This is a genomic window from Sphingomonas sp. (assembly GCF_050725575.1).
In the GTDB taxonomy this organism is placed as follows: domain Bacteria; phylum Pseudomonadota; class Alphaproteobacteria; order Sphingomonadales; family Sphingomonadaceae; genus Sphingomonas.
The window spans coordinates 38,497-57,835 of record NZ_JBOHHW010000026.1 but is presented as its reverse complement, the minus strand read 5'-3'; the positions used below and the strand labels follow the sequence as shown (position 1 = coordinate 57,835).

Sequence of the window (19,339 nt, the reverse complement as noted above, 5' to 3'; positions counted from 1 at the left end):
TCGTTACGCTCGCCGCATCGGCCAGCAATAAAAGGTATGACCATGGCTGCAACACCCCGAATCCGCTTCACATCCCCATGGTCCTTTGTCGCAACGCTTGTGTTGCTGACCGCCCCCCTCGGCGCCGTTCAAGCCCAGGACAAGGATCCACAGGACAAAAGCTCGACCGTGGGCGACGTCAGGGAAGTCGCCTCGCAGCCGGTGCGCGATGTCGGCATTGAAAAGACCAAGATTCCGCCCTTGCTGGTCGAGGTGAGCGACGCGCCCTATGGCATGGGCGGCGCCGGCACCTGCCGGCAGATTGCGGCCTCGATCGACGATCTCACCGACGTGCTCGGCCCCGACTATACCGGCCCACAGGTGGCCAAGAAGCAGAACATCGCCAAGGTGGGCGGCGCTGCGGTGGTCAATTCGCTCATCCCCTTCCGCGGCCTGGTTCGCGAAGTCAGCGGCGCCGGCCCGGCCGAACGCCGCTTGCAGGCGGCGGTCGCCGCCGGCGTTGCACGGCGCGGGTTCCTGCGCGGCCTGCAAAGCGCACGAGGCTGCAAACGCTGAGAGCCTGTTTGGAAACGCGCTGAGGCGCGTTCGCGGTGCCGGCCCGGGATGATTAGCCGGCGCTGTCGCGCGCTGGCTCTTCTTTCGCAAACAGCCAGGCGTCACCCCAGGCGCGCAAGGCTTCGATGGTCGGCCGGAGATCGCGTCCGGCGTCGGTCAGGCGATAGACCGCGCGCTTCCCTTCCGGCGGCACGCGCTCGAATATACCGGCCGCCACCAGGATGCCGAGCCGCGAGGTCAGCGCCGCACGCGAAATGTCGAGCCGGTCGAGAAACTGTTCGAACCGCTCCGCCCCCAGAAACGCCTCACGCAGGATCAGCAGCGCCCAGCGGTCGCCGACGATCCGCGATGCGCGCCCGATCGGGCAAGGGGAACGGGACGGAGTGAAGGATTTCATACCACGAATATCTACGAAGGTTGCGCCGGCGGGCATAGCAGGGATATAGTCTGCTTTACAGACTTAAAGGGAACGCCCCATGCCGCCGCACGCCTTTGCCGATAATGACGAAGCCATTGCCCATATGAAGCGAGTCGCGGTCGCCGGGTCGGGCTTCACCAATTTTCTCGGTGTCGTGCCCGTGACCTGCTGGCAGGGCGAAGCAGAACTCACCCTCGACGTGCGCCCCGATATGACTCAGCATCATGGCTTCGCGCACGGCGCGATCGTCGGGCTGATGGCGGATAATGCCTGTGCCTGGGCGGCGAGTTCGGTTGCCGGCGATGTTGTGACCGGGTCGTACAGCATCAACTTCCTGTCGCCCGCCACGGGCAGCCGCCTTCGCGCTCGGGGAAACGTGGTCAAGGCAGGCAAGCGGCAAGTGATCGTGCGCGCCGATGTCTGGTCCGAATCGGACGGCGCTCCACCGGTGCTGGCGGCCGTCGCGCAGGCCACAATCATTCCGCTGGGCTGACCCGCCCGCGACGAAACCCGCCCGGATCGCGCCCAGGCGAACGGCGTTTTTCCGATGGGCGCTGCGGGTCCTCAGTTCGTCGCAATGCCTATTGCCTATCATTTAAGTAGGAATAGCTTTCCGTATGGGAGGCGTGGCCGCGCGGCGTCCCCTAGAGCAAAGCCTGGCCACGTCTTCTCGACCAGTTTTCGCCAGTTATTCGGGAGACAGAAGATGGGCAGTTTTTCGCCGTTCGACCCTGCGCAACCGACCATATTGACCGTCCCCGGGCTGGGCGGTTCGGGACCTTCCCACTGGCAGACCCTGTGGGAGAGCGCACGCCCCGACACGGTGCGAGTCGAACTGGGCATGTGGAACACGCCGCACCGCAATGCCTGGGTGACCAAGCTCGACCAGGCGATCCGCCAGGCGCAGGCACCGGTGATCCTTGCCGCGCATAGCCTGGGCTGCCTTGCGGTCGCATGGTGGGCGGAGCTGACGCGCCAGCCTTATGGCTGGCCGGTCGCCGGCGCCTTGCTGGTCGCACCCGCCGATGCCGACCGGGCCAAGGCGCAGGCCGAGCTGAAGGCCTTCGGCCCGACCCCGACCACGCCCCTGCCCTTCCCCTCGATCGTCGTCGCGAGCCGCGACGATCCATGGATCGACATCGACCGCGCGCACAGTCTGGCCGTGTCCTGGGGCAGCCACTTCGTCGATGCCGGCGAACAGGGCCATCTCAATGCCGCAAGCGGCATCGGCTGGTGGAACGAAGGGCAGGAATTGCTCGAGCGCGTCATCGCGGCCGGCAGCGACCGCAAAGGCAAGCCGCGCGCGCCGGGCGATGCACGGTCGATCCTGGCGATCAACGCGACCGATGCCGCGCAGGAGCATTATCTGGGCCGGTGAGATGCTGCCAGTTTGTCGCGAATGACCAGAGCTGATTGCTGGGCATCGAACATTAATGCTTCGATGCGTTCCAGCTTTGACCAATAGTCATGCCAAAGTTCTTCACCAATCAGGTCGATCAGGCTGACGCGTTCAAGCTGAGCCCATCGTTCAAAACGTTCTAACGCTTCTACTTTCAGCGTAAGATCCGGGATGCCTCGGGTGGCTGGCGATCCCTTGGCGGATCCTAACATCCATGTTCGCCAGTCATGACCGCTCTTGGACTGATTACAGGGTCCACATGCAGGGACCAGATTCCTGGCTTCGTTGAAGTAGCCCGAGGGACGCCTTCTCTGGACAAGAGATTTCAGATGGTCCCAGTCCGTTGCCCTCGATCCGCAATAGACGCAGCGGATGTTCGATTCTTCCATACCGAAGACGGCGAGCGCCTCGCGCCGCATCTCGGACGACGGTTCGATACTCGGAATAATCGCCTGCACGAAGCAATTGGTGACCGACGAAATCCGGCTTGTGATCTTCAGCGGCTTACGAAACTTCAAGCTCGCGCGCCCTCCACGACCGCGCTTGAATTGTGCCGCAATGCTTTCAGCACGGTCTCGACGATCGCATCGGCATCCAGCCCCGCCTCGGCATATTGTTTGTCGGGCTTGTCCTGGTCCTGGAAAATATCCGGCAGGCGCATGGTGCGGATCTTGAGGCCGGTATCAACCAATCCGGTGTCGCTCGCCAGGGTCAGCACATGCGCGCCGAGCCCGCCAACCGCGCCTTCCTCGATCGTCACTGCCACCTCATGCGTGGTCAGCAGCTTGCGGATCAGCGCCTCGTCAAGCGGCTTGGCGAAGCGCAGATCCGCCACCGTCGTGCTCAGCCCCTTCGCATCGAGCGCATCGGCCGCCTTGAGCGCCTCGGCGAGGCGCGTGCCGAGCGAGAGGATCGCGACCTTCTTGCCCTCGCGCACGATGCGGCCCTTGCCGATCTCGAGCAGCTCCGGAACCGCGGGCAGCGCCACGCCGGTGCCGTTGCCGCGCGGATACCGTACCGCGATCGGGCCGCTGTCGTGCATCGCGCAGGTATAGGTCATATGGACCAGTTCGGCCTCGTCCGCTGCCGCCATCACCACGAAATTGGGCAGCGTCGCGAGATAGGTCACGTCGAAGCTGCCGGCATGGGTCGCGCCATCGGCGCCGACCAGCCCGGCGCGGTCAATCGCGAAACGCACCGGCAGATTCTGGATCGCCACGTCATGCACGACCTGGTCATAGGCGCGCTGCAGGAAAGTCGAGTAGATCGCGCAGAACGGCCTCATGCCCTGCGCCGCAAGGCCGGCCGCGAAGGTCACCGCATGCTGTTCGGCGATGCCGACATCGAAGAAGCGTTCGGGATAGGCCTTGGCGAACTTGTCGAGCCCGGTCCCTGACGGCATCGCTGCGGTGATCGCGCAGATCCGGTGGTCCTTCGCGGCCACCGCGACCAGCGCGTCGCCGAAGACATTCTGATAGGCGGGCGGCCCCGGCGGGGCCTTGTCCTGCGTGCCGGTGATCACGTCGAACTTCTGCACGCCATGATATTTGTCCGCCGACGCTTCGGCCGGGGCATAGCCCTTGCCCTTCTTGGTCACGACATGGACCAGGATCGGACCTTCCGCCGCGTCGCGGACATTTTCCAGCACCGGGATAAGATGGTCGAGATTATGGCCGTCGATCGGCCCGACATAGTAAAAGCCGAGTTCCTCGAACAAGGTCCCGCCGGTAGCCATGCCGCGCGCGAATTCCTCTGCCTTTTCCGCCGCCTGATGGACGCGGCGCGACAGTTTGCGGGTCAGCTTCTTGGCGAGGCTGCGCAGGCCGAGATACTCGCTCGACGACACCATCCGCGCGAGATAGGCCGACAGGCCGCCGACCGGCGGCGCGATTGACATGTCATTGTCGTTGAGGATGACGATCAGCCGATTGCCGGCGCGCGCCGCATTGTTCATCGCCTCATAGGCCATGCCCGCCGACATCGCGCCGTCGCCGATCACGGCGATGCCCTTGCCGGGCCTGCCCGACAGCTGATTGGCCACGGCAAAGCCGATCGAAGCGGAAATCGAGGTCGAGCTGTGCGCCGCACCGAACGGGTCGTATTCGCTCTCGCTGCGCTTGGTGAAGCCGGACAGGCCACCGCCCATGCGCAGGGTACGGATACGGTCGCGCCGTCCGGTCAGAATCTTGTGCGGATAGCATTGGTGCCCGACATCCCACACCAGCCGGTCGCCGGGGGTGTCGAAGACATAATGGATCGCGACGGTCAGCTCGACCACGCCGAGTCCGGAGCCGAGATGCCCGCCGGTGGTGCCAACCGCCGAAATGGTCTCCGCGCGCAGCTCATCGGCAAGTTGCCGAAGCTGGGTCATCGGGAGCTTGCGAAGATCCGCTGGGCTATGAACCGTGTCGAGCAACGGCGTTTCTGGAACGTCAGACATGATGCGAGCTTAGACGAGCGGGCAACTCGTGTCGATTGCCGCGGATCAACCTGCACGGCTTCTTGACGCGGCCTGCATGACCCTACGACATAGGGCCATGACCAGCTTTTCCCCCAGCTTTTCCCCCCACTTTTCCCACCGCATCGCCACGCAGGACGACATCCCGGCCATCAAGGCGTTGATGGACCGGGCGATCGACTCGCTGCAAAGCGCCTTTCTTTCGCCCGAAGAAGTTGTCGCGAGCCGGCTGAGCATGGGCCTGGACACGCAATTGATCGCCGACGGCACCTATTTCCTGATCGAGGAGGGAGACCGCCTCGCCGGCTGCGGCGGCTGGAGCCACCGCGCGACTCTCTATGGCGGCAACCACAGCACCGAATTGCGCGACGACCGGCTGCTCGATCCGGCAACCGAGCCGGCGCGGATTCGCGCAATGTATACCGATCCGGATTTCGTGCGCCGCGGCGTCGGCCGGCTGATCCTGTCACTGTCCGAGGCGGCGGCCCGCGCGGCCGGTTTCAACCGCGCCGAGATGATGGCAACGCTGTCGGGCGAACCACTTTACCTGGCGTGCGGATATCGGCCGATCGAGCGGGTGATGAAGATGTCCGCGGCGGGGCCGCCGGTGCCCGGCGTCCGGATGGGGAAGAGCCTTTAAGGGACATAACTTGAGGGACGGAGGTTAAACAGAACCACAACATGCTGTTTAAAAGCCAGATTCTCGATGGCATCAAGGCAGGCAGGATCACGCTCGCCTTTCGGCGCTGGACCAAACCCACGGTGCGCGCCGGCGGCTCGTTGCGAACGGCCGTCGGCGTCCTGGCGATCGAGGATATCAGGGCAATCGAGTTCGCAGAAATTTCGGACGATGAGGCTCGGCGGGCTGGATTCGACTCATGCGAGACGCTGATGACCGATCTCGCCAAGGCGCGGGACGGCACACTCTACCGGATCGAATTCCGTCTGTCCGGTCCAGACCCGCGCGAGGCTCTCCGCCAGGATGATCAACTTGACGATCATGGCGTGGCCGCATTGCAGGCGCGACTTGCCCTGCTCGACCGATCCGGTGCGTGGACGGCACAGGCGCTCCACCTGATCAGCGAGTGTGACGGGCGGACCGCCGGTGAAATCGCCGATCGCCTCGGCATGGAAAAGCTGGCGCTGAAACGGAAGATCAGATTGCTGAAGGAGCTTGGCCTGACGGAAAGCCTGCAAAGCGGCTATCGGCTCTCCGATCGCGGCCGGGTGGTTTATCAGCGACTTTTCCCGATATCGGGAAATGGCGGCGGACAATGACAGGTTTCCTGCTCGACAATCGCTTTTCTCCCGTCACCAACTCCATCGGCTTCCTGAAATGCGATCCGGATCGCGCCGCGCGCGCCTATATGGATTGGCAGGCCGGGATTCAGGCAAAGCGCGGCGTGCGGCTGGCACAGGAACCAGTCAGCGGACCACTGCTCAACGCGCTCAGATCATTGCTCCCGCTGACCAGTGTAGAGACGAGACGCTTCCTGTTTCTGCCGACCCGCTCCCCCTGGACTGCCTTCCTCGACAATGGACATGACGGAACGGATGTTTTCGCGCCGATTTCATTTCTGGCGCAGCAGCTTGGTTGTGAAGGCATTCGGGCGACGGCCACTCCTCATGCGCCGGAAGACAGGCTATTCGGGGCGACCATTTTGGAAATCTACGGGCCGCACAAGACCGAGTTCCTGAACTATATCCGCTCGGTGGCGTCGACCTGTGACGGATATGGATGGAGTTTCAGCGCGGCCGGGACGGTTCAACCGTTTGAGGATCCGGCACGCTATGCGCAGCGCAAGATCCAGAGCCGTTTTACGCTCGAGATGCTGAATGCGTATCTGAATGCGATGGGCATCGATGCGTTCGACATGGATTTTTATCTGCCGGACAATCGGGCCGCGATCCGCATCGAAAAGATCGGTCCCAGCGCGCCAGCCATGCGCGAAGTTCCGACGGGTTTCTGACCGGGCCGGCCTGTTCCGTCAGCACAGGTTAATCCTAACTATCTGATATTAAACAATAATACCTCACAATCCGCCACCAGGCCCGTGGCCTGGGATATACGACATTCGGTGTCCCATATCTCCATCCTCCCGTCGAAACGACGACCCAAAATATAGGACATTCGGTGTCCCATATCTCCATCCCCGCATCGAAATGACGGCTCAAAATATAGGACATTCGGTGTCCCATATCTCCCGCCGGTCATCCCCGCAGCCTTGTCGCCCGCGGCGATTCAAGCACCGCGCAGGATCGGCCATGCCGTCCCCTGCCGGAATGATGCTGGCGCGCTCTTTCTTATTGTCGGAAAAAAAAGGATCGCCATGGCACCAGCAGCGTCGCGCATGACCCCCGTCGATACATGCCAGCCGCTACATCAAGCGTCTGATATAATGCGAAGCTCTAACTTAGTTTGGCGTATCGCACTCGGCGCAGGTGCCACGCACCTCGATCACCGGACGCACCGGCGAAAAACCCGTCGCGGCTGCGGCGGAGCGGACGCCCTTGGTGATATGGTCGTCATCGATATGCACCGTCTGCCCGCAACTGTCACAGACCAGGAAGATGCAGTCGTGCAGGCAATCCGGATGCGCGTTGGCGACATAGGCATTGGCGCTTTCGACCCGGCGCGCCAGGTTCGACGCGACGAACAGGTCGAGGATGCGATAGACGCTGTTGGCGGCAACCCGGCGCCCTTCCGCCTTCGACACCGCCTCGGCGATGTCATAGGCCGATGCCGGCTTGTCGAAACTCGCCAGCGCCTTGAAGATCTGCTCGCGCATCGCGGTCCATTGCTCGCCCGATTTCTCGAGCGTCGCCTGTGCTGCCTTGGCGAGATCGGCGCCTTGCGGTTCGTGATGGTGGTGATGGGCGGCCATGGGGATGAATCTAGGCGCTGTCGCGCCGATCGGCAAGGTCGCGCTCAGTTGACCGCACGGCGGTTGAGATCGTGGCCGAGCGCGAGAATGCCGACACCGACCAGCGTCCAGATCGTTTCACTGCCGCTGCCGTCATGCGGCAAGCTCATGGCGCCCGCCATGATGCCAAGGCCCATCGATCCGACCGCTGCCGGCATCATATAGCCATGCGTGATAATGCCGCGGCCCAGTGCAATGATGCCGAAACCGATCGCGATGGTCAGGCCGACTTCATGGAAGATCGGTGCGAGCAGCACTCCGCCCGCCGTCGACAGCAGCGCGAACAGAATCGCACTGGTCAGGCAATGCACCATGCACAGCCCGGACAGACCAATCGCCAGGCGATCGGCATGCGACTCGATCCAGCCGAGATACCGAGGATAGACTTGTTCCGACATCGTGGAGCCTAAGTGGCACAGAAAGGCAGGAGTTACAATATATCATCGACGATTTTCGTTCCGAAACGGACATTAACGATGCCCCCCGGAACGATGGGCTGCTCGGCAATCGACGCGCGACCGGTTTCGCGCTAGGCGCACCGCATGTTGCAAGCGTCATCGACCCTTTACCCCGCGCGTCCCCGCACCTTGTCGATCTGGCTGTTCGCGGTCGCCGCGCTGATCGTGCTGATGGTGATGGTCGGCGGCATTACCCGACTGACTGAGTCGGGCCTGTCGATCACGCAGTGGAAGCCGATCAGCGGCATCATTCCGCCGCTGACTCAGGAACAATGGCTGGCCGAGTTCGCCAATTATCAGCGCATCCCGGAATATCAGCTGCTCAACAAGGGCATGACGCTCGCCGGGTTCAAGGCGATCTTCTTCTGGGAATATCTCCATCGCCTGCTCGGCCGCGTGATCGGCATGGCCTTCGCGCTGCCGCTGATCTGGTTCGCGGTGCGCAAGCGCATCCCGGCCGGCTATGGCTGGCGCCTGACCGCTTTGCTCGCGCTGGGCGGGTTGCAGGGCGCGATCGGTTGGTGGATGGTCGCCTCGGGCCTGTCGGTGCGCACTGATGTCAGCCATATCCGCCTTGCAGTGCATCTGGTGACCGCCCTGGTGATCCTGTCGGGCATTATCTGGACCGCGATGGATCTCCGCGCCGTCGCCCGGCACCGGCTGAGCACACCGGCGCGTTTCACGCCGATCGCCATGGCAGCGCTGTTGCTGCTGTTCGTCCAGATCATATTCGGTGCGTTCACTGCCGGTCTCGACGCCGGCTATGCCTTTGCGAGTTGGCCATTGATGGGTGACACGCTGTTTCCGGCCAATGTGCCGATGACGACGCCAGCCTGGACCAATGCAGTCGACAATCCGGTCGTGGTGCAGTTCATCCATCGCTGGCTCGCCTTTGTCGCTGCCGCCGGCCTGCTGACGCTGGCGTGGCGCGCTGCGAGTGCCGGGGCACGATGCTCGGCCTATGCCGTCATCGCGCTAGTCATCTTTCAGATCCTGCTGGGCATCTTCACATTGCTCAGCGGCGTGCAGATCGACATCGCCGTCGCGCATCAGGTCAATGCCGCCTTGCTGCTGATCGCCGCCACCTCTGCGACGCATGCCACCGGCAAACGCGCGCTTTGATTTAGTTAAAGACGGTGCCGGCCCGCTCCCCCACCCGACCACCCATCCAGCATGATCCTGTGGGTGGCCGGGTGGGGGAGCGGGCCGGCACCGTCTTTAAAAGCAGCACGGTATCCTGATACCCGTCAGGAAACCCGCAGATTGCTTGACTTTCGCAAGCCCTGCGATCATTAGCCGCCCCAATCGCGCCGTCCACCGTTGGGCGGCGCGTTCCGTTTCAACGATAAAGGTCCTGGCCCCATGAAGGCGCTGATGAAGACCACCAAGTCGGCCAAGCCGCACGAAGTGGAAAAGAAGTGGCATATCGTCGATGCCGACGGCCTGGTGGTCGGTCGCGCAGCGTCGATTATCGCCAATGTCCTGCGCGGCAAGCACAAGCCGAGCTTCACCCCGCACGTCGATTGCGGTGACAATGTCATCGTCATCAACGCCGACAAGATCCGCTTCACGGGCAACAAGCTCAAGGACAAGATCTATTACCGCCACACCGGTTATGCCGGCGGCATCAAGGGCGTCGCCGCGGGCAAGATCCTCGAGGGTCGTTTCCCTGAGCGGATCATCGAAAAGGCCGTTGAGCGCATGATCCCGCGCGGCCCGCTCGGCCGTCAGCAGATGCGCAACCTGCGCGTCTTCGCTGGTGCAGAGCATCCGCACGCAGCACAGAATCCCGAGGTTCTCGACATCGGCTCGATGAACCGCAAGAACAAGGTGGGCAACTGATGTCCGACAATCGCCAGTCACTTTCCGATCTCGCCGGCCTGACCAACCAGCCGGCACCTGTCGCGTCTTCGGCGCCGGTTCTTGCCGGTGACGAGTACGCACCGGCCGCTCCGGTCGTCGTGCGTGAGCCGATGCCGCTGCGCGAGCAGATCCTCGACAAGCAGGGCCGCGCCTATGCGACCGGTCGCCGCAAGGACGCCGTCGCACGCGTTTGGATCAAGCCGGGTTCGGGCAAGATCACCATCAACGGCCGTGACCAGGAAGTGTATTTCGCACGTCCGACCTTGCGTCTCGTGATCAACCAGCCGTTCGGCGTTGCCGAGCGTGACGGTGCCTATGACGTCGTCTGCACCGTCAAGGGCGGTGGCCTGTCGGGCCAGGCCGGCGCAGTCAAGCACGGCATCAGTCAGGCGCTGACCAAGTTCGAGCCGATCCTGCGTGCGCCGGTCAAGGCAGCGGGCTTCCTGACCCGCGACAGCCGCACGGTCGAGCGCAAGAAGTACGGCAAGGCGAAGGCCCGCCGCAGCTTCCAGTTCTCGAAGCGCTAAGCTTTCTCGTCATCAAACGCGAAGGGGCGGTCCGGCAACGGGCCGCCCTTTTTCGTTGCGCGGCAACCACACTGCGCTAGGCGTTCATATCCGGGGGGAACGCAGATGGGCGAGCAACAAAGATCAACGCCTGCACGGATCGGCGTCACGGCGCTGAACCTCATCGGGCCGGGACTTGGCCTCGTGCGGGTCGCGGGGCTCCGCGCTGCTATCTGGCTGATTGCAGGACCGACAGTGATCCTGTTGAGCGTCATCCTGCTCGGCAGGCTCGCGCCCAGGCCCAATTTCACCGCCTTCGTGATCGCCATGACGCTCGTCATCGTCGCCTCGATCGCGCTCTATATCTACGCGATCGTCCGCACATGGCGGGCGAGCCGATCCAAATCCGCATCTTCCTTCTGGTCACGCTGGTATGGCCTGGTTCTGATCGTACTGGTGACGATCGCCGCGGATAACCTGGCTGTCCAAGTCTATCATGGCATCTACCGGCCCTTCTACATCCTCGCCGAATCGATGTTGCCAACGCTCGCGGTCAACGACCGGATCTTCGTCGATATGCGCGGTGGACATGCTCCGGTCAGGGGCGATCTGATCCTGTTCAATGCGCCCGGCGGAGCCATGTATATCAAGCGGGTCGCCGCCCTGGCAGGCGACCGGATCGAAATGCGCGCCGGCGTCCCCATTGTGAACGGAAAACCGCCCTTTCTCAAGAATATGGGCGATACGGCGTATGAAAATGGTCCGGCACATATCCGCCAGGAGCAGTTGGCCGGAGAGACCGGGACGCACCTCATCTGGGACCTGGATGAGACCGCGATCGACTATATGCCCGAGCGTATTGTCCCTGCAGGCCATGTCTTCGTGCTCGGCGACAACCGGGACCGCTCCGCCGACAGTCGTCTCTCACGCACCGAACTCGGGGTCGAAATGCTGCCAGAGAGCGATATTACGGGGACACCCCTGTTCATCTATTGGAGCAACGATCGTGCAAAGATCGGCAAATCGCTCATCGCGCCGAACAAATAGCCCGGCAATGCCGCTTTTTCGGGCAGCCGGATTGGGTTAGGCTGGGGTATGGACAAAGCCGCAACGACCGTCGCCCCCGATACGACCACCGAGCGGATCCTCGCCTTTATCGAAAGCGTCGGCATCCCGATTGCGATCGCCCCGCTCGACGAGGAAACCTTCATGCCGGGCATGGCGATCCGCGATGGCGTACTGATCGTCGATCCCGCCCGGCTGACCTGGCCCGGCGACCTGCTGCACGAGGCCGGGCATATCGCGGTGACCGAGCCCGAAAAGCGGCCGATCCTGCATATGGTCAGCCCCGATCCGGGCGAGGAGATGTCGGCGATGCTGTGGTCCTATGCGGCGGCGCTGGCGATGGACATCGATCCCCGCTTGGTATTCCATGACGGCGGCTATCGCGGCGGCGGCAGTCATCTGGCCAACACCTATGCCGAAGGTAGCTATATCGGCCTGCCGATGCTGCAATATTACGGCCTGGCGTTCGATGCCCGCAAGGCCGCGGAACAGGACACGCTGCCTTTCCCCCATATGCAGCGCTGGCTGCGCTGAGAAAGGGCGCATCATGCCGTCGAATGTCTTGCAGATCACCCCGTTCATGCATGTACCGGATATCGACGCCGCAATCGCCTTCTTCACCGACATACTCGGTTTCACCTGCCCATACCGGATCGCGGATTATGGCTATGTCGAGCTGGAAGGGGCCGGCCTGCGCATGCTGCAGAACCATGGCGAGGACGGCGCACCGCCAGGCAATCGTCGCTGCTCCTATTATATCGACGTTCGCGATGTCGACGCGACCTATTTAGCACTGAAGCCGAAGCTCGATACGCTGCCGGCGGGCGACGTCTTCGGCCCGGTCGATCAGCATTATCACCAACGCGAACTCATGGTGCTCGCACCGGACGGCAATCTGATCGTGTTCGGGCAGGCGATCGCGCCTGGCAAGGACATCGCGCAGTCCGACTGATCTTGGGAAATGGCTGCGCTGTCAGTGAAGCAGCCTTGCTTCAGCGAACGGCCGGGTGGACGTCGCCACACGCTGTACTGGACCGCCAACGATATCGTCCAGCGCTTGCTCGAGGCGCGGGTAACGGAATCGGAAGCCGTGGAAGACCGCCTTAACCGGCAGTATTTTCTGTCCGCCGAGCAGCAGTTCATCGGCGAGATCACCGAGCACAAAACGGAGCGGCGCCGCAGGGAGCGGCAAAATCGCAGGACGATGGAGTGCTTGGGCGAGCAGTTTTACGAAGGCGCGGTTGCTCACCGGATTGGGCGCCGCCGCATTGAGCGCGCCATGGATTTCCTGATCGGCGGCCGCGGTGACGATCAGCCGCACCAGATCGTCGCGGTGGATCCAGCTCATCATCTGACGGCCATTGCCGACCGGGCCGCCCAGTCCTGCCTCGAAGATCGGCAATAGGCCGGCCAGCATCCCGCCGCTATTGCCGAGCACCAGCCCGGTGCGCAGCAGCACGGTGCGCACGCCAAGTGCCTCGGCGCGCCGCGCTGCGGCTTCCCACCGCGCGCAAAGTTGGGCGGCGAAGCCTCTGCCCTGTACCACGCTCTCGTCGATCGCGCCGCTATCGGCGATGCCGTAAAAGCCGATCGCGGAACCGCTGATCAAGACTTCGGGACGGTGTTCGAGCCGCGCCAGCAAAGCCAGCAATGCGCTGGTCACCTCAAGCCTGGAGCCGATCAGCAATTCCCGCCGCTTCACGGTCCAGCGCCCCGCCGCGATCGGCTCCCCGGCCAGGTTGATCGCCACATCGCAGCGGAAGTCGTCGGACAGCGCGCCAAGATCGGTGACAATCCGCACCGGCATCGCCAACCCGAGCGCACGGCGTGCGTCGCGGGTCAGCACGGTAACGTCATGCCCTGCCGCGACCAAAGCCGCGACCAGCCGCCGGCCGACAAAGCCGGTACCGCCGGTGACCAGCACTGCCTTGCGCGCGCCAAACGCCGCTGCCAGTTCGCCCGCCGGTGTTTCATCGAGGCGATGATTGCGCACTGCCGCAAACAGGTCGCGAATGCCGCACGCCATCACCCCGATCGCCGCGACTGTCAGCAGGAGCGAGACGATGCCATGCTCCCGCAAGACAAGCGTGATCGGCTCTCTTGCGCCCGCCAACAGCTCCGGCGCGAGCATCGCCAGCAGCACGCCGTAATTGAGCGTCAGCAAAGTGTGCGTCACGCGCTCGCTGGCGGGCAGCGCGCGGACCCGGTCTTCTTCGACGAAATCCCACAAGGTGATGCCGAGTTCGACCGATAGTGCGCCGATCAGCAGCACCGCCGCGACCCCATGCGGCTCGGTCCAGCCGAGCATCAGGAAGACCAGCGCATAGATCATGTTACGTGCGCCGTGCAGGTGCAACTCGGTCGCCTGGCCCGGCTTCCAGGCGAGACGCTGCGTCAGTTCATGGTGATAGACGGTATCGAACCCGCCCATTGCGACCTGCACCAACAGCAGCGCGACGAAGACGGGATCGTTCATTGTACTTCTCTCGGGCGATATTCGGTGAACTGGCAGGTCTGGCGCACCAGCGCCCCGAACCAGGGATGGTCGAGCGCCAGAGTGAAGGCGAACCAGCCATGATCGCAATCGATATGGCCGATCCGCAACCGCCCCGGCGCGAGCCATTTCGGCAAGCGCAACCGGAGCGGCCCGGCGCGCCAGAAATAGTGGTGGCTGTCGAAATAGAGCACTTCGGCCTCAACCTTGAGCACCAGCGCAATGCCGAACCCCATGCCAAGATACTCCTCGAGCCCGGTCGGCCCCGCGAACCGCTTGGAGCTGTGGATGATCTGCGGGAAACCACTGCGGCGGCAATATTGTCGAGTCCAGAACTGTCCCTTGCCCGCCGCATCCTCGGTCACGCAGACAGCGGCCGCGACGCCGATATCGGTGTTAAGTGGCAAAGGTGCACCCACCAGCCGGCAGAGATTGGCGAGAATGCGTCCGGCCAGATTCATGCGGCACTCGCTGACTTCTCCAACATAGTTGATCGTCTGCGTGGCCAGCGCCTTGCGCCCGAAGCGCGCGCGGACGCTTGGCGGCAGTGATGCCCAGGCGTGATCGCCGAGCATCTGGCGAAACCGCGGGTCGACCACGGTTGTGTTACGTGGCGCCGGATGGCGGAGGAGCGCCACTGCGGGGATGCCGGCCAGACTCGCCATACCTTCCTCCTGTTCCGATATTTCTGTTTTAACAGAAACTACAGATCGAAGAGAGAGTCAAGTGTGGAGCGATGTCAATTGCCATATCGTTTTCATTTGTCCGCAAACTGATTATAAATCGGATCGATTCTCGCCGGGGGCTTTGGCGAGAAGCATGAAGGGGGATTACATGAATAAGGTATTTGTGGCCGTTACGGCTGTGATCGTACTCGGCTGCGCGACATCGCCAGCGATGGCGAAGAAAAAAGACAAGATAAGCGCCGTTCCGGTCGAGGCTCCGTTCGAACCTCTCAAACCAGTACTAGCCTCGTTCCCGACCGGCGTGTCGCCCACCGCTCCGACAATTAGCGCGGACGGAGCATTGCTGCCGACCAATACCGAGATCGTGGTTCGGATGAATTCGGAGCTTAACTCGAAGCAAGCCAAGGAAGGCAGCGCGTTCACCACGACCGTCGCCTATGATGTGATGCTTGGCAACATGGTGGTTATTCCGCGGGGCGCGCCCGCCAGTGGTGTGGTGACCTGGCGAACCGGCAAGGGCGCATTCGGGAAGTCGGCCAAAATGACCTATGAGATTCGCAGCCTCGACCTTGGTGGCCAGCGCGTACCGCTGTCCGGCAAGTTCCGGCAGGAAGGCAAGGGCAATACCGGCGCGGCCGTCGGTGCCGTGGTTGCTGTCGGTGTGTTCGGCGCTTTCGTCACCGGTAAAAGCGCTATCGTCGAACAGGGTCGCGAACTGAAGGTCTACACAACCTCTGCCATTCCCGTCGCATTGCCGCAGGCGGCTCCTGCCATGGTTTCGGCACCCGCGGAGGCTCCGGTGGCTCCCGCCGCGGCACCTATCGCTCCGGCGACTCCCGTTCCCGCGACGACGCCGACGTCAACCCAATAATCGCTGCGAAAGGCGGGCGTCGCTCAAGAGCAAGACCGGCGCCCGTCTAGCAATGCATTAAGCCACCTTCTCCTTCGGCAGCACAGCATCCGGCTCCGGCCCCAGCGTGCGCAGCTTCACGTCGAACCGTCCGCCCTCCACCCGGATCTCGTTGAACGAGGGCGGCGTGTCGCGCAGCCGTTCCGACAGCGTGCCCGCGCCGATCATCCGCACCTTCCGCCCTTCGACCTCATGCGCGATATCAAACGGATCATGGACATGACCGGTGAGCACCGCGGCCACCCCCGCCCGTGCCAGCGCAGCGAACGCCGCTGCCCCGCCGCGCGTCGCTGACGTCGCGCTGGTGCGCGGTTCGATCAGCGGGTGATGGCACGCAACGAACACCAAAGTGCCTGCCTGTGCAGACTCGGCCAGCGCCAGCGCCTCCTGCAGCGACCGGCGGCTGACCAAGCCCTTCGACCAGTTGAGCCGCCACTGAAAGCGCGCGGTGGTTACCATTGGCACGATCATGATCCCGGGCAGGTCGAGCGGCTGCTCGATCATCCGCTCGACCGCTTGATAACGATCATAAGGGCGAAAGAAGCGCGCGATCGGATTGAAATAGGGCAGGTCGTGATTGCCGACCTCGACCGTAGTCGGCACCCCGAGCCCCTGCAGCCAGGCCAGGCCAGCGGCGAATTCCCGGTGCCGGGCACGCATCGTCAGGTCGCCGGTCATGATCACGGCATCGGGCCGTTCCGCATGGACGAGACGCTCGAACCAGGCGATCGCCGCACGGTCCTCCCGCCCGAAATGCACGTCACTGACATGGAACAGCCGGATCATCTGCCAATCATCCTGTAGCCTTTATCGTCTTCAGGAATTGCCGGGCGGTCAGGCCGCCGGTGATCGGAATATCAGGCTCAAGCATCACGGGCTCGCCGTCGAACAAGGCAAGCGCCGGCTTGTGCCCGGCAACCCGGATCACGGTCGCGCGCACCTGAGTGACGGCAGCGGCGGCGACCCAGTCGCCGGTGAGCCATTCCCAGCCAAGCGCGGTGATCGAGCGGAAATCGCGCGCATCGACTGCCGCGACATCGAGATGATCGGCCTCGGGCCGCACGAAGACGGCCTGGGCACGCTCACGCATCCCCCGCACGCCCTCCAGCTTGATCCCCCGCGCGAAGGTGCGTCGCCACGCCATCAGCATCGCCCGGCCAAGCCCGCGAATTCTGCCCGACCGCACCATCTCTCGCGCGCGAACCCAGCTTGCGGCGGGGCCGAGGATCAACCCGACCAGCGCGCGGCGCGCGCCTGCCTCTACGAATGGCAGCGCGACCTTCTCCCCGCCATCATGCGCGGCGTGGATGATCGCCGCGGGATCAGCGGTGCCGTGCAACGCCTTGGCCAGCAAGTTCATCGTTCCGCCGGGCAGGATCAGGATCGCGCCGTCCCACTCGGCCAGCGCGCAGACCGCGGCGTTGATCGTGCCGTCGCCGGCGAACAGCACGACGGTATCGACCTTCGCAGCATCAAGCGATTGCGAGGTCGGTAGTTCCTCGTCGGGAAAGCCGGTGCGCCCGATCAGCCTCAGCCCGCGCTCTTCGAACACGGCTTCGATCGCTTTGCATTTCTCGGGCGTTGCGGAGCCGGAGGACGGATTGGTGATGAACCACAGGTTTTTCATTGCGGCCCCGAACGCATCACCGGCGCTAAAGTCTCGCCGCCGGCCCGAAAACCGCATCCTGAGCTTGTTTCAGCGCTCGAGCTTAGGCTTGCCCCCCGGCCAGCCGAAGAATGCGCCTCCCCCAGCACATTCTCGCTCGAACGCTGAAACAAGCTCAGCGCGACGTCCAAGGCAGCGGATCAGTTCGCCCAGTAGACATACTCCTGCCCCGGCTTCCACGGCGCGTTGATCGGCACGTCGATGCGCACCGGCCCCTCGATCAGTCCCGGCCAGAGCGGCTTCGCCATCCCGGCATTATGCCGCTCGATCAGCGCGCGCATCGCGGCGACGCGTTGCGGTTCGCGCGCGGCGAGATCGACCTTCTCCGTGGGATCCACGGCCAGGTCGAACAACCAGGCCTTGTCCGGCCGCTTCGACACCTGCAGCTTCCAGTCACCCTGCCGCACCGCGCGGTAATCGCCCGATCGCCAGAACAGCGCGTCACGCTTCGGCGCCGGCCCAAGTAGATCGAAGCCGTCCATCGGCCGGTCGCTCGGCACTTTCGCTCCCGCCGCCGCCGCGATCGTCGCGAAGATGTCGAGATGGTCCGCGATCACCGGCGTCGTCGCCGGCGCGATATGGCCGGGCCAGCGCATCATCATCGGGATGCGGATGCCGCCTTCGAAAAAGGTCGCCTTCCAGCCGCGATACGGCGCGTTGAGATCGGGAATGCCGGTATACCATGCCCCGCCATTGTCGCTGGTGAAGATCACCAGCGTATTGTCGCCGAGGTTCAGCGCCTTCAGCTTCGCCATCACATCGCCGATGCGGCGATCCATCTGGCGGATCATTGCGCCATAGACGCGCTGGGTATGATCGCGGATCTGCGGCAGGGCGTCATAATCCTGCTTCAGCGCCTGAAGCGGCGTGTGCGGCGCGTTATAGGCGAGATAGAGGAAGAAGGGCCGGTTGCGGTTCGCCTCAATCGCCTTCAGCGCATTGTCGGTGAAATAATCGGTCGCGTGGCCGACTGGCTTGAAGCGCTGATCGTCGCCCCAATAGACCGCATAGGGCAGATTGGGCCACAGGAAGCGATCGATCGGGTCGAACGGCAGCTTGGCATTGACCACGTTCGGATCGTCGGGCGGCATGTACATGCCGCCACCGGCGCGGAAGCCGAGGCTCTCATCGAACCCTTGTCCCGTCGGTCGCAGCGCCCTGGACTCACCCAGATGCCATTTGCCGATCTGCACGGTGTGATAGCCGCGCGCCTTCAGCACCTCGGCGATGGTGATCTCGCTCGCCGGCACGCCCATCTCGGGATAGTCGAGCAGGTCATGGTCGAGTTCGCGGTGATAGATCACCGGATAGGGCGACGGCCCGCCCGAATGCGCGAGATTGGCGGCGAAGCTCGGCGGCACGGCGGTATATTCGAAGCCGTAGCGCGTCGGATAGCGCCCGGTCATCAGCGCCGCGCGTGACGGCGAGCAGGTCGCGTTGGCGGCATAGGCGGTGGTGAAATTCAGCCCCTGGGTGGCGATCGCATTGATGTTCGGCGTGGGCACCGCACCATTGGCGACGCCGCGTCCGTACAGGCTGATATCGTTCATGCCGAGATCGTCGGCGAGGATCAGGATGATGTTGGGCGGCCGCTTGCCCGCCGGCGCCGTCGCCGGCCCCTGCGCCCATACTACCGGGTGATTGGCGAGGATCGGTTCACGCCACTGGCCGATGATCCCGGGCAGGTAGATCCTGTAGTGCTGGAACAGGGCATAGCCGCCCGCCACGACCAGCGCGGCGATGGCAAGCATCGTGGCACTGCGTTTCGCGCGCCGGCTTGCGGCTGGCATCATCGTCCCTCCCCTTCTATGATGCTCATTGCCACCAATCTATTGGCGCGTATAGTGCCATTTTATCAACCGGCCCGGAGTTCAATCTTACGCATGGCACCGCCCACGGCATCCGGCCCGAAATCACGATCGCCCGACGGACGCCGC

At 63.5% G+C, this 19,339-nt stretch carries 23 protein-coding genes; 13 read left to right on the top strand and 10 right to left on the bottom strand.

All coding sequences use genetic code 11. From position 1 onward, the window contains the following. Window positions 1-42 precede the first annotated feature (42 nt). On the top strand, window positions 43-555 hold the full coding sequence (locus ACRECS_RS17015; protein ID WP_431584137.1) for a hypothetical protein: 513 nt from the start codon (window positions 43-45) through the stop codon (window positions 553-555). Window positions 556-607: 52 nt separating this feature from the next. Here ACRECS_RS17015 and ACRECS_RS17010 read toward each other — a convergent pair whose 3' ends face one another. Continuing rightward, complete coding sequence (locus tag ACRECS_RS17010; RefSeq protein WP_431584136.1) at window positions 608-952, bottom strand: winged helix-turn-helix transcriptional regulator; 345 nt, start codon at window positions 950-952, stop codon at window positions 608-610. Between the two features lie 79 nt (window positions 953-1,031). Between ACRECS_RS17010 and ACRECS_RS17005 the strand changes: the two genes are divergently transcribed. Further along, entirely contained in the window at window positions 1,032-1,466 is a 435-nt protein-coding gene (locus tag ACRECS_RS17005; RefSeq protein ID WP_431584135.1) for a PaaI family thioesterase, read from the top strand. 213 nt (window positions 1,467-1,679) lie between these two features. Then, window positions 1,680-2,351, top strand: a complete 672-nt coding sequence (locus tag ACRECS_RS17000; protein ID WP_431584134.1) for an RBBP9/YdeN family alpha/beta hydrolase — start codon at window positions 1,680-1,682, stop codon at window positions 2,349-2,351. On the opposite strand, the gene ACRECS_RS16995 is transcribed toward ACRECS_RS17000, so the two are convergent. Both ACRECS_RS16995 and dxs read right to left on the bottom strand, forming a co-directional pair. Continuing rightward, window positions 2,336-2,890: an HNH endonuclease gene (locus tag ACRECS_RS16995; RefSeq protein ID WP_431584133.1), complete on the bottom strand. Its 555-nt coding sequence runs from the start codon at window positions 2,888-2,890 to the stop codon at window positions 2,336-2,338. The two genes, ACRECS_RS17000 and ACRECS_RS16995, sit on opposite strands and share 16 nt — an antisense overlap. After that, complete coding sequence (gene dxs, locus ACRECS_RS16990) at window positions 2,887-4,812, bottom strand: 1-deoxy-D-xylulose-5-phosphate synthase (protein WP_431584132.1); 1,926 nt, start codon at window positions 4,810-4,812, stop codon at window positions 2,887-2,889. Before dxs ends, ACRECS_RS16995 begins: the two co-directional genes overlap by 4 nt. A gap of 97 nt (window positions 4,813-4,909) precedes the next feature. Between dxs and ACRECS_RS16985 the strand changes: the two genes are divergently transcribed. Genes ACRECS_RS16985 through ACRECS_RS16975 form a run of 3 tightly spaced genes read left to right on the top strand, consistent with a single transcriptional unit; the run spans window position 4,910 to window position 6,800 of the window. Next, the gene (locus ACRECS_RS16985; protein WP_431584131.1) at window positions 4,910-5,470 is read left to right on the top strand and encodes a GNAT family N-acetyltransferase; all 561 of its coding nucleotides are present in this window, start codon (window positions 4,910-4,912) and stop codon (window positions 5,468-5,470) included. A 41-nt stretch (window positions 5,471-5,511) separates the two neighbouring features. Beyond that, window positions 5,512-6,108: a hypothetical protein gene (locus ACRECS_RS16980; RefSeq protein ID WP_431584130.1), complete on the top strand. Its 597-nt coding sequence runs from the start codon at window positions 5,512-5,514 to the stop codon at window positions 6,106-6,108. Further along, the gene (locus ACRECS_RS16975) at window positions 6,105-6,800 is read left to right on the top strand and encodes a hypothetical protein (RefSeq protein ID WP_431584129.1); all 696 of its coding nucleotides are present in this window, start codon (window positions 6,105-6,107) and stop codon (window positions 6,798-6,800) included. The genes ACRECS_RS16980 and ACRECS_RS16975 overlap by 4 nt, the downstream gene beginning before the upstream one ends. A gap of 444 nt (window positions 6,801-7,244) precedes the next feature. Here ACRECS_RS16975 and ACRECS_RS16970 read toward each other — a convergent pair whose 3' ends face one another. Then, complete coding sequence (locus tag ACRECS_RS16970; RefSeq protein ID WP_187764283.1) at window positions 7,245-7,715, bottom strand: Fur family transcriptional regulator; 471 nt, start codon at window positions 7,713-7,715, stop codon at window positions 7,245-7,247. Window positions 7,716-7,759: 44 nt separating this feature from the next. Next, window positions 7,760-8,152 (bottom strand): MerC domain-containing protein, encoded by a 393-nt coding sequence (locus ACRECS_RS16965; RefSeq protein ID WP_431584128.1) that lies wholly within the window; start codon window positions 8,150-8,152, stop codon window positions 7,760-7,762. A gap of 144 nt (window positions 8,153-8,296) precedes the next feature. Here ACRECS_RS16965 and ACRECS_RS16960 point away from each other — a divergent pair, with 144 nt between their 5' ends. From ACRECS_RS16960 to ACRECS_RS16935, 6 genes are all read left to right on the top strand, one after another. After that, a complete protein-coding gene (locus tag ACRECS_RS16960) occupies window positions 8,297-9,334 on the top strand; it encodes a COX15/CtaA family protein (RefSeq protein ID WP_431584127.1) in 1,038 nt (345 codons plus the stop codon). Between the two features lie 240 nt (window positions 9,335-9,574). Beyond that, on the top strand, window positions 9,575-10,054 hold the full coding sequence (rplM, locus tag ACRECS_RS16955; RefSeq protein ID WP_034158053.1) for a 50S ribosomal protein L13: 480 nt from the start codon (window positions 9,575-9,577) through the stop codon (window positions 10,052-10,054). Continuing rightward, complete coding sequence (gene rpsI / locus ACRECS_RS16950) at window positions 10,054-10,602, top strand: 30S ribosomal protein S9 (RefSeq protein ID WP_183112301.1); 549 nt, start codon at window positions 10,054-10,056, stop codon at window positions 10,600-10,602. Before rplM ends, rpsI begins: the two co-directional genes overlap by 1 nt. A gap of 105 nt (window positions 10,603-10,707) precedes the next feature. Then, entirely contained in the window at window positions 10,708-11,628 is a 921-nt protein-coding gene (gene lepB / locus ACRECS_RS16945; RefSeq protein WP_431584126.1) for a signal peptidase I, read from the top strand. Window positions 11,629-11,676: 48 nt separating this feature from the next. Next, window positions 11,677-12,180 (top strand): hypothetical protein, encoded by a 504-nt coding sequence (locus ACRECS_RS16940; RefSeq protein WP_431584125.1) that lies wholly within the window; start codon window positions 11,677-11,679, stop codon window positions 12,178-12,180. 13 nt (window positions 12,181-12,193) lie between these two features. After that, on the top strand, window positions 12,194-12,598 hold the full coding sequence (locus tag ACRECS_RS16935) for a bleomycin resistance protein (protein WP_431584124.1): 405 nt from the start codon (window positions 12,194-12,196) through the stop codon (window positions 12,596-12,598). A 21-nt stretch (window positions 12,599-12,619) separates the two neighbouring features. Here ACRECS_RS16935 and ACRECS_RS16930 read toward each other — a convergent pair whose 3' ends face one another. Both ACRECS_RS16930 and ACRECS_RS16925 read right to left on the bottom strand, forming a co-directional pair. Then, complete coding sequence (locus ACRECS_RS16930) at window positions 12,620-14,122, bottom strand: TIGR01777 family oxidoreductase (RefSeq protein ID WP_431584123.1); 1,503 nt, start codon at window positions 14,120-14,122, stop codon at window positions 12,620-12,622. Further along, on the bottom strand, window positions 14,119-14,805 hold the full coding sequence (locus tag ACRECS_RS16925) for a DUF4166 domain-containing protein (RefSeq protein ID WP_431584122.1): 687 nt from the start codon (window positions 14,803-14,805) through the stop codon (window positions 14,119-14,121). Before ACRECS_RS16925 ends, ACRECS_RS16930 begins: the two co-directional genes overlap by 4 nt. A 154-nt stretch (window positions 14,806-14,959) precedes the next feature. On the opposite strand from ACRECS_RS16925, the gene ACRECS_RS16920 reads away from it, so the two are divergent. Further along, a complete protein-coding gene (locus tag ACRECS_RS16920; protein WP_431584121.1) occupies window positions 14,960-15,697 on the top strand; it encodes a hypothetical protein in 738 nt (245 codons plus the stop codon). A 57-nt stretch (window positions 15,698-15,754) separates the two neighbouring features. On the opposite strand, the gene ACRECS_RS16915 is transcribed toward ACRECS_RS16920, so the two are convergent. The 3 genes from ACRECS_RS16915 to ACRECS_RS16905 form a co-directional block, all read right to left on the bottom strand. Then, window positions 15,755-16,522, bottom strand: a complete 768-nt coding sequence (locus ACRECS_RS16915) for a metallophosphoesterase family protein (protein WP_431584120.1) — start codon at window positions 16,520-16,522, stop codon at window positions 15,755-15,757. Between the two features lie 7 nt (window positions 16,523-16,529). After that, window positions 16,530-17,363 (bottom strand): diacylglycerol/lipid kinase family protein, encoded by an 834-nt coding sequence (locus ACRECS_RS16910; protein ID WP_431584119.1) that lies wholly within the window; start codon window positions 17,361-17,363, stop codon window positions 16,530-16,532. A 179-nt stretch (window positions 17,364-17,542) separates the two neighbouring features. After that, window positions 17,543-19,195, bottom strand: a complete 1,653-nt coding sequence (locus ACRECS_RS16905) for a sulfatase-like hydrolase/transferase (RefSeq protein WP_431584118.1) — start codon at window positions 19,193-19,195, stop codon at window positions 17,543-17,545. Window positions 19,196-19,339: the final 144 nt, after the last annotated feature.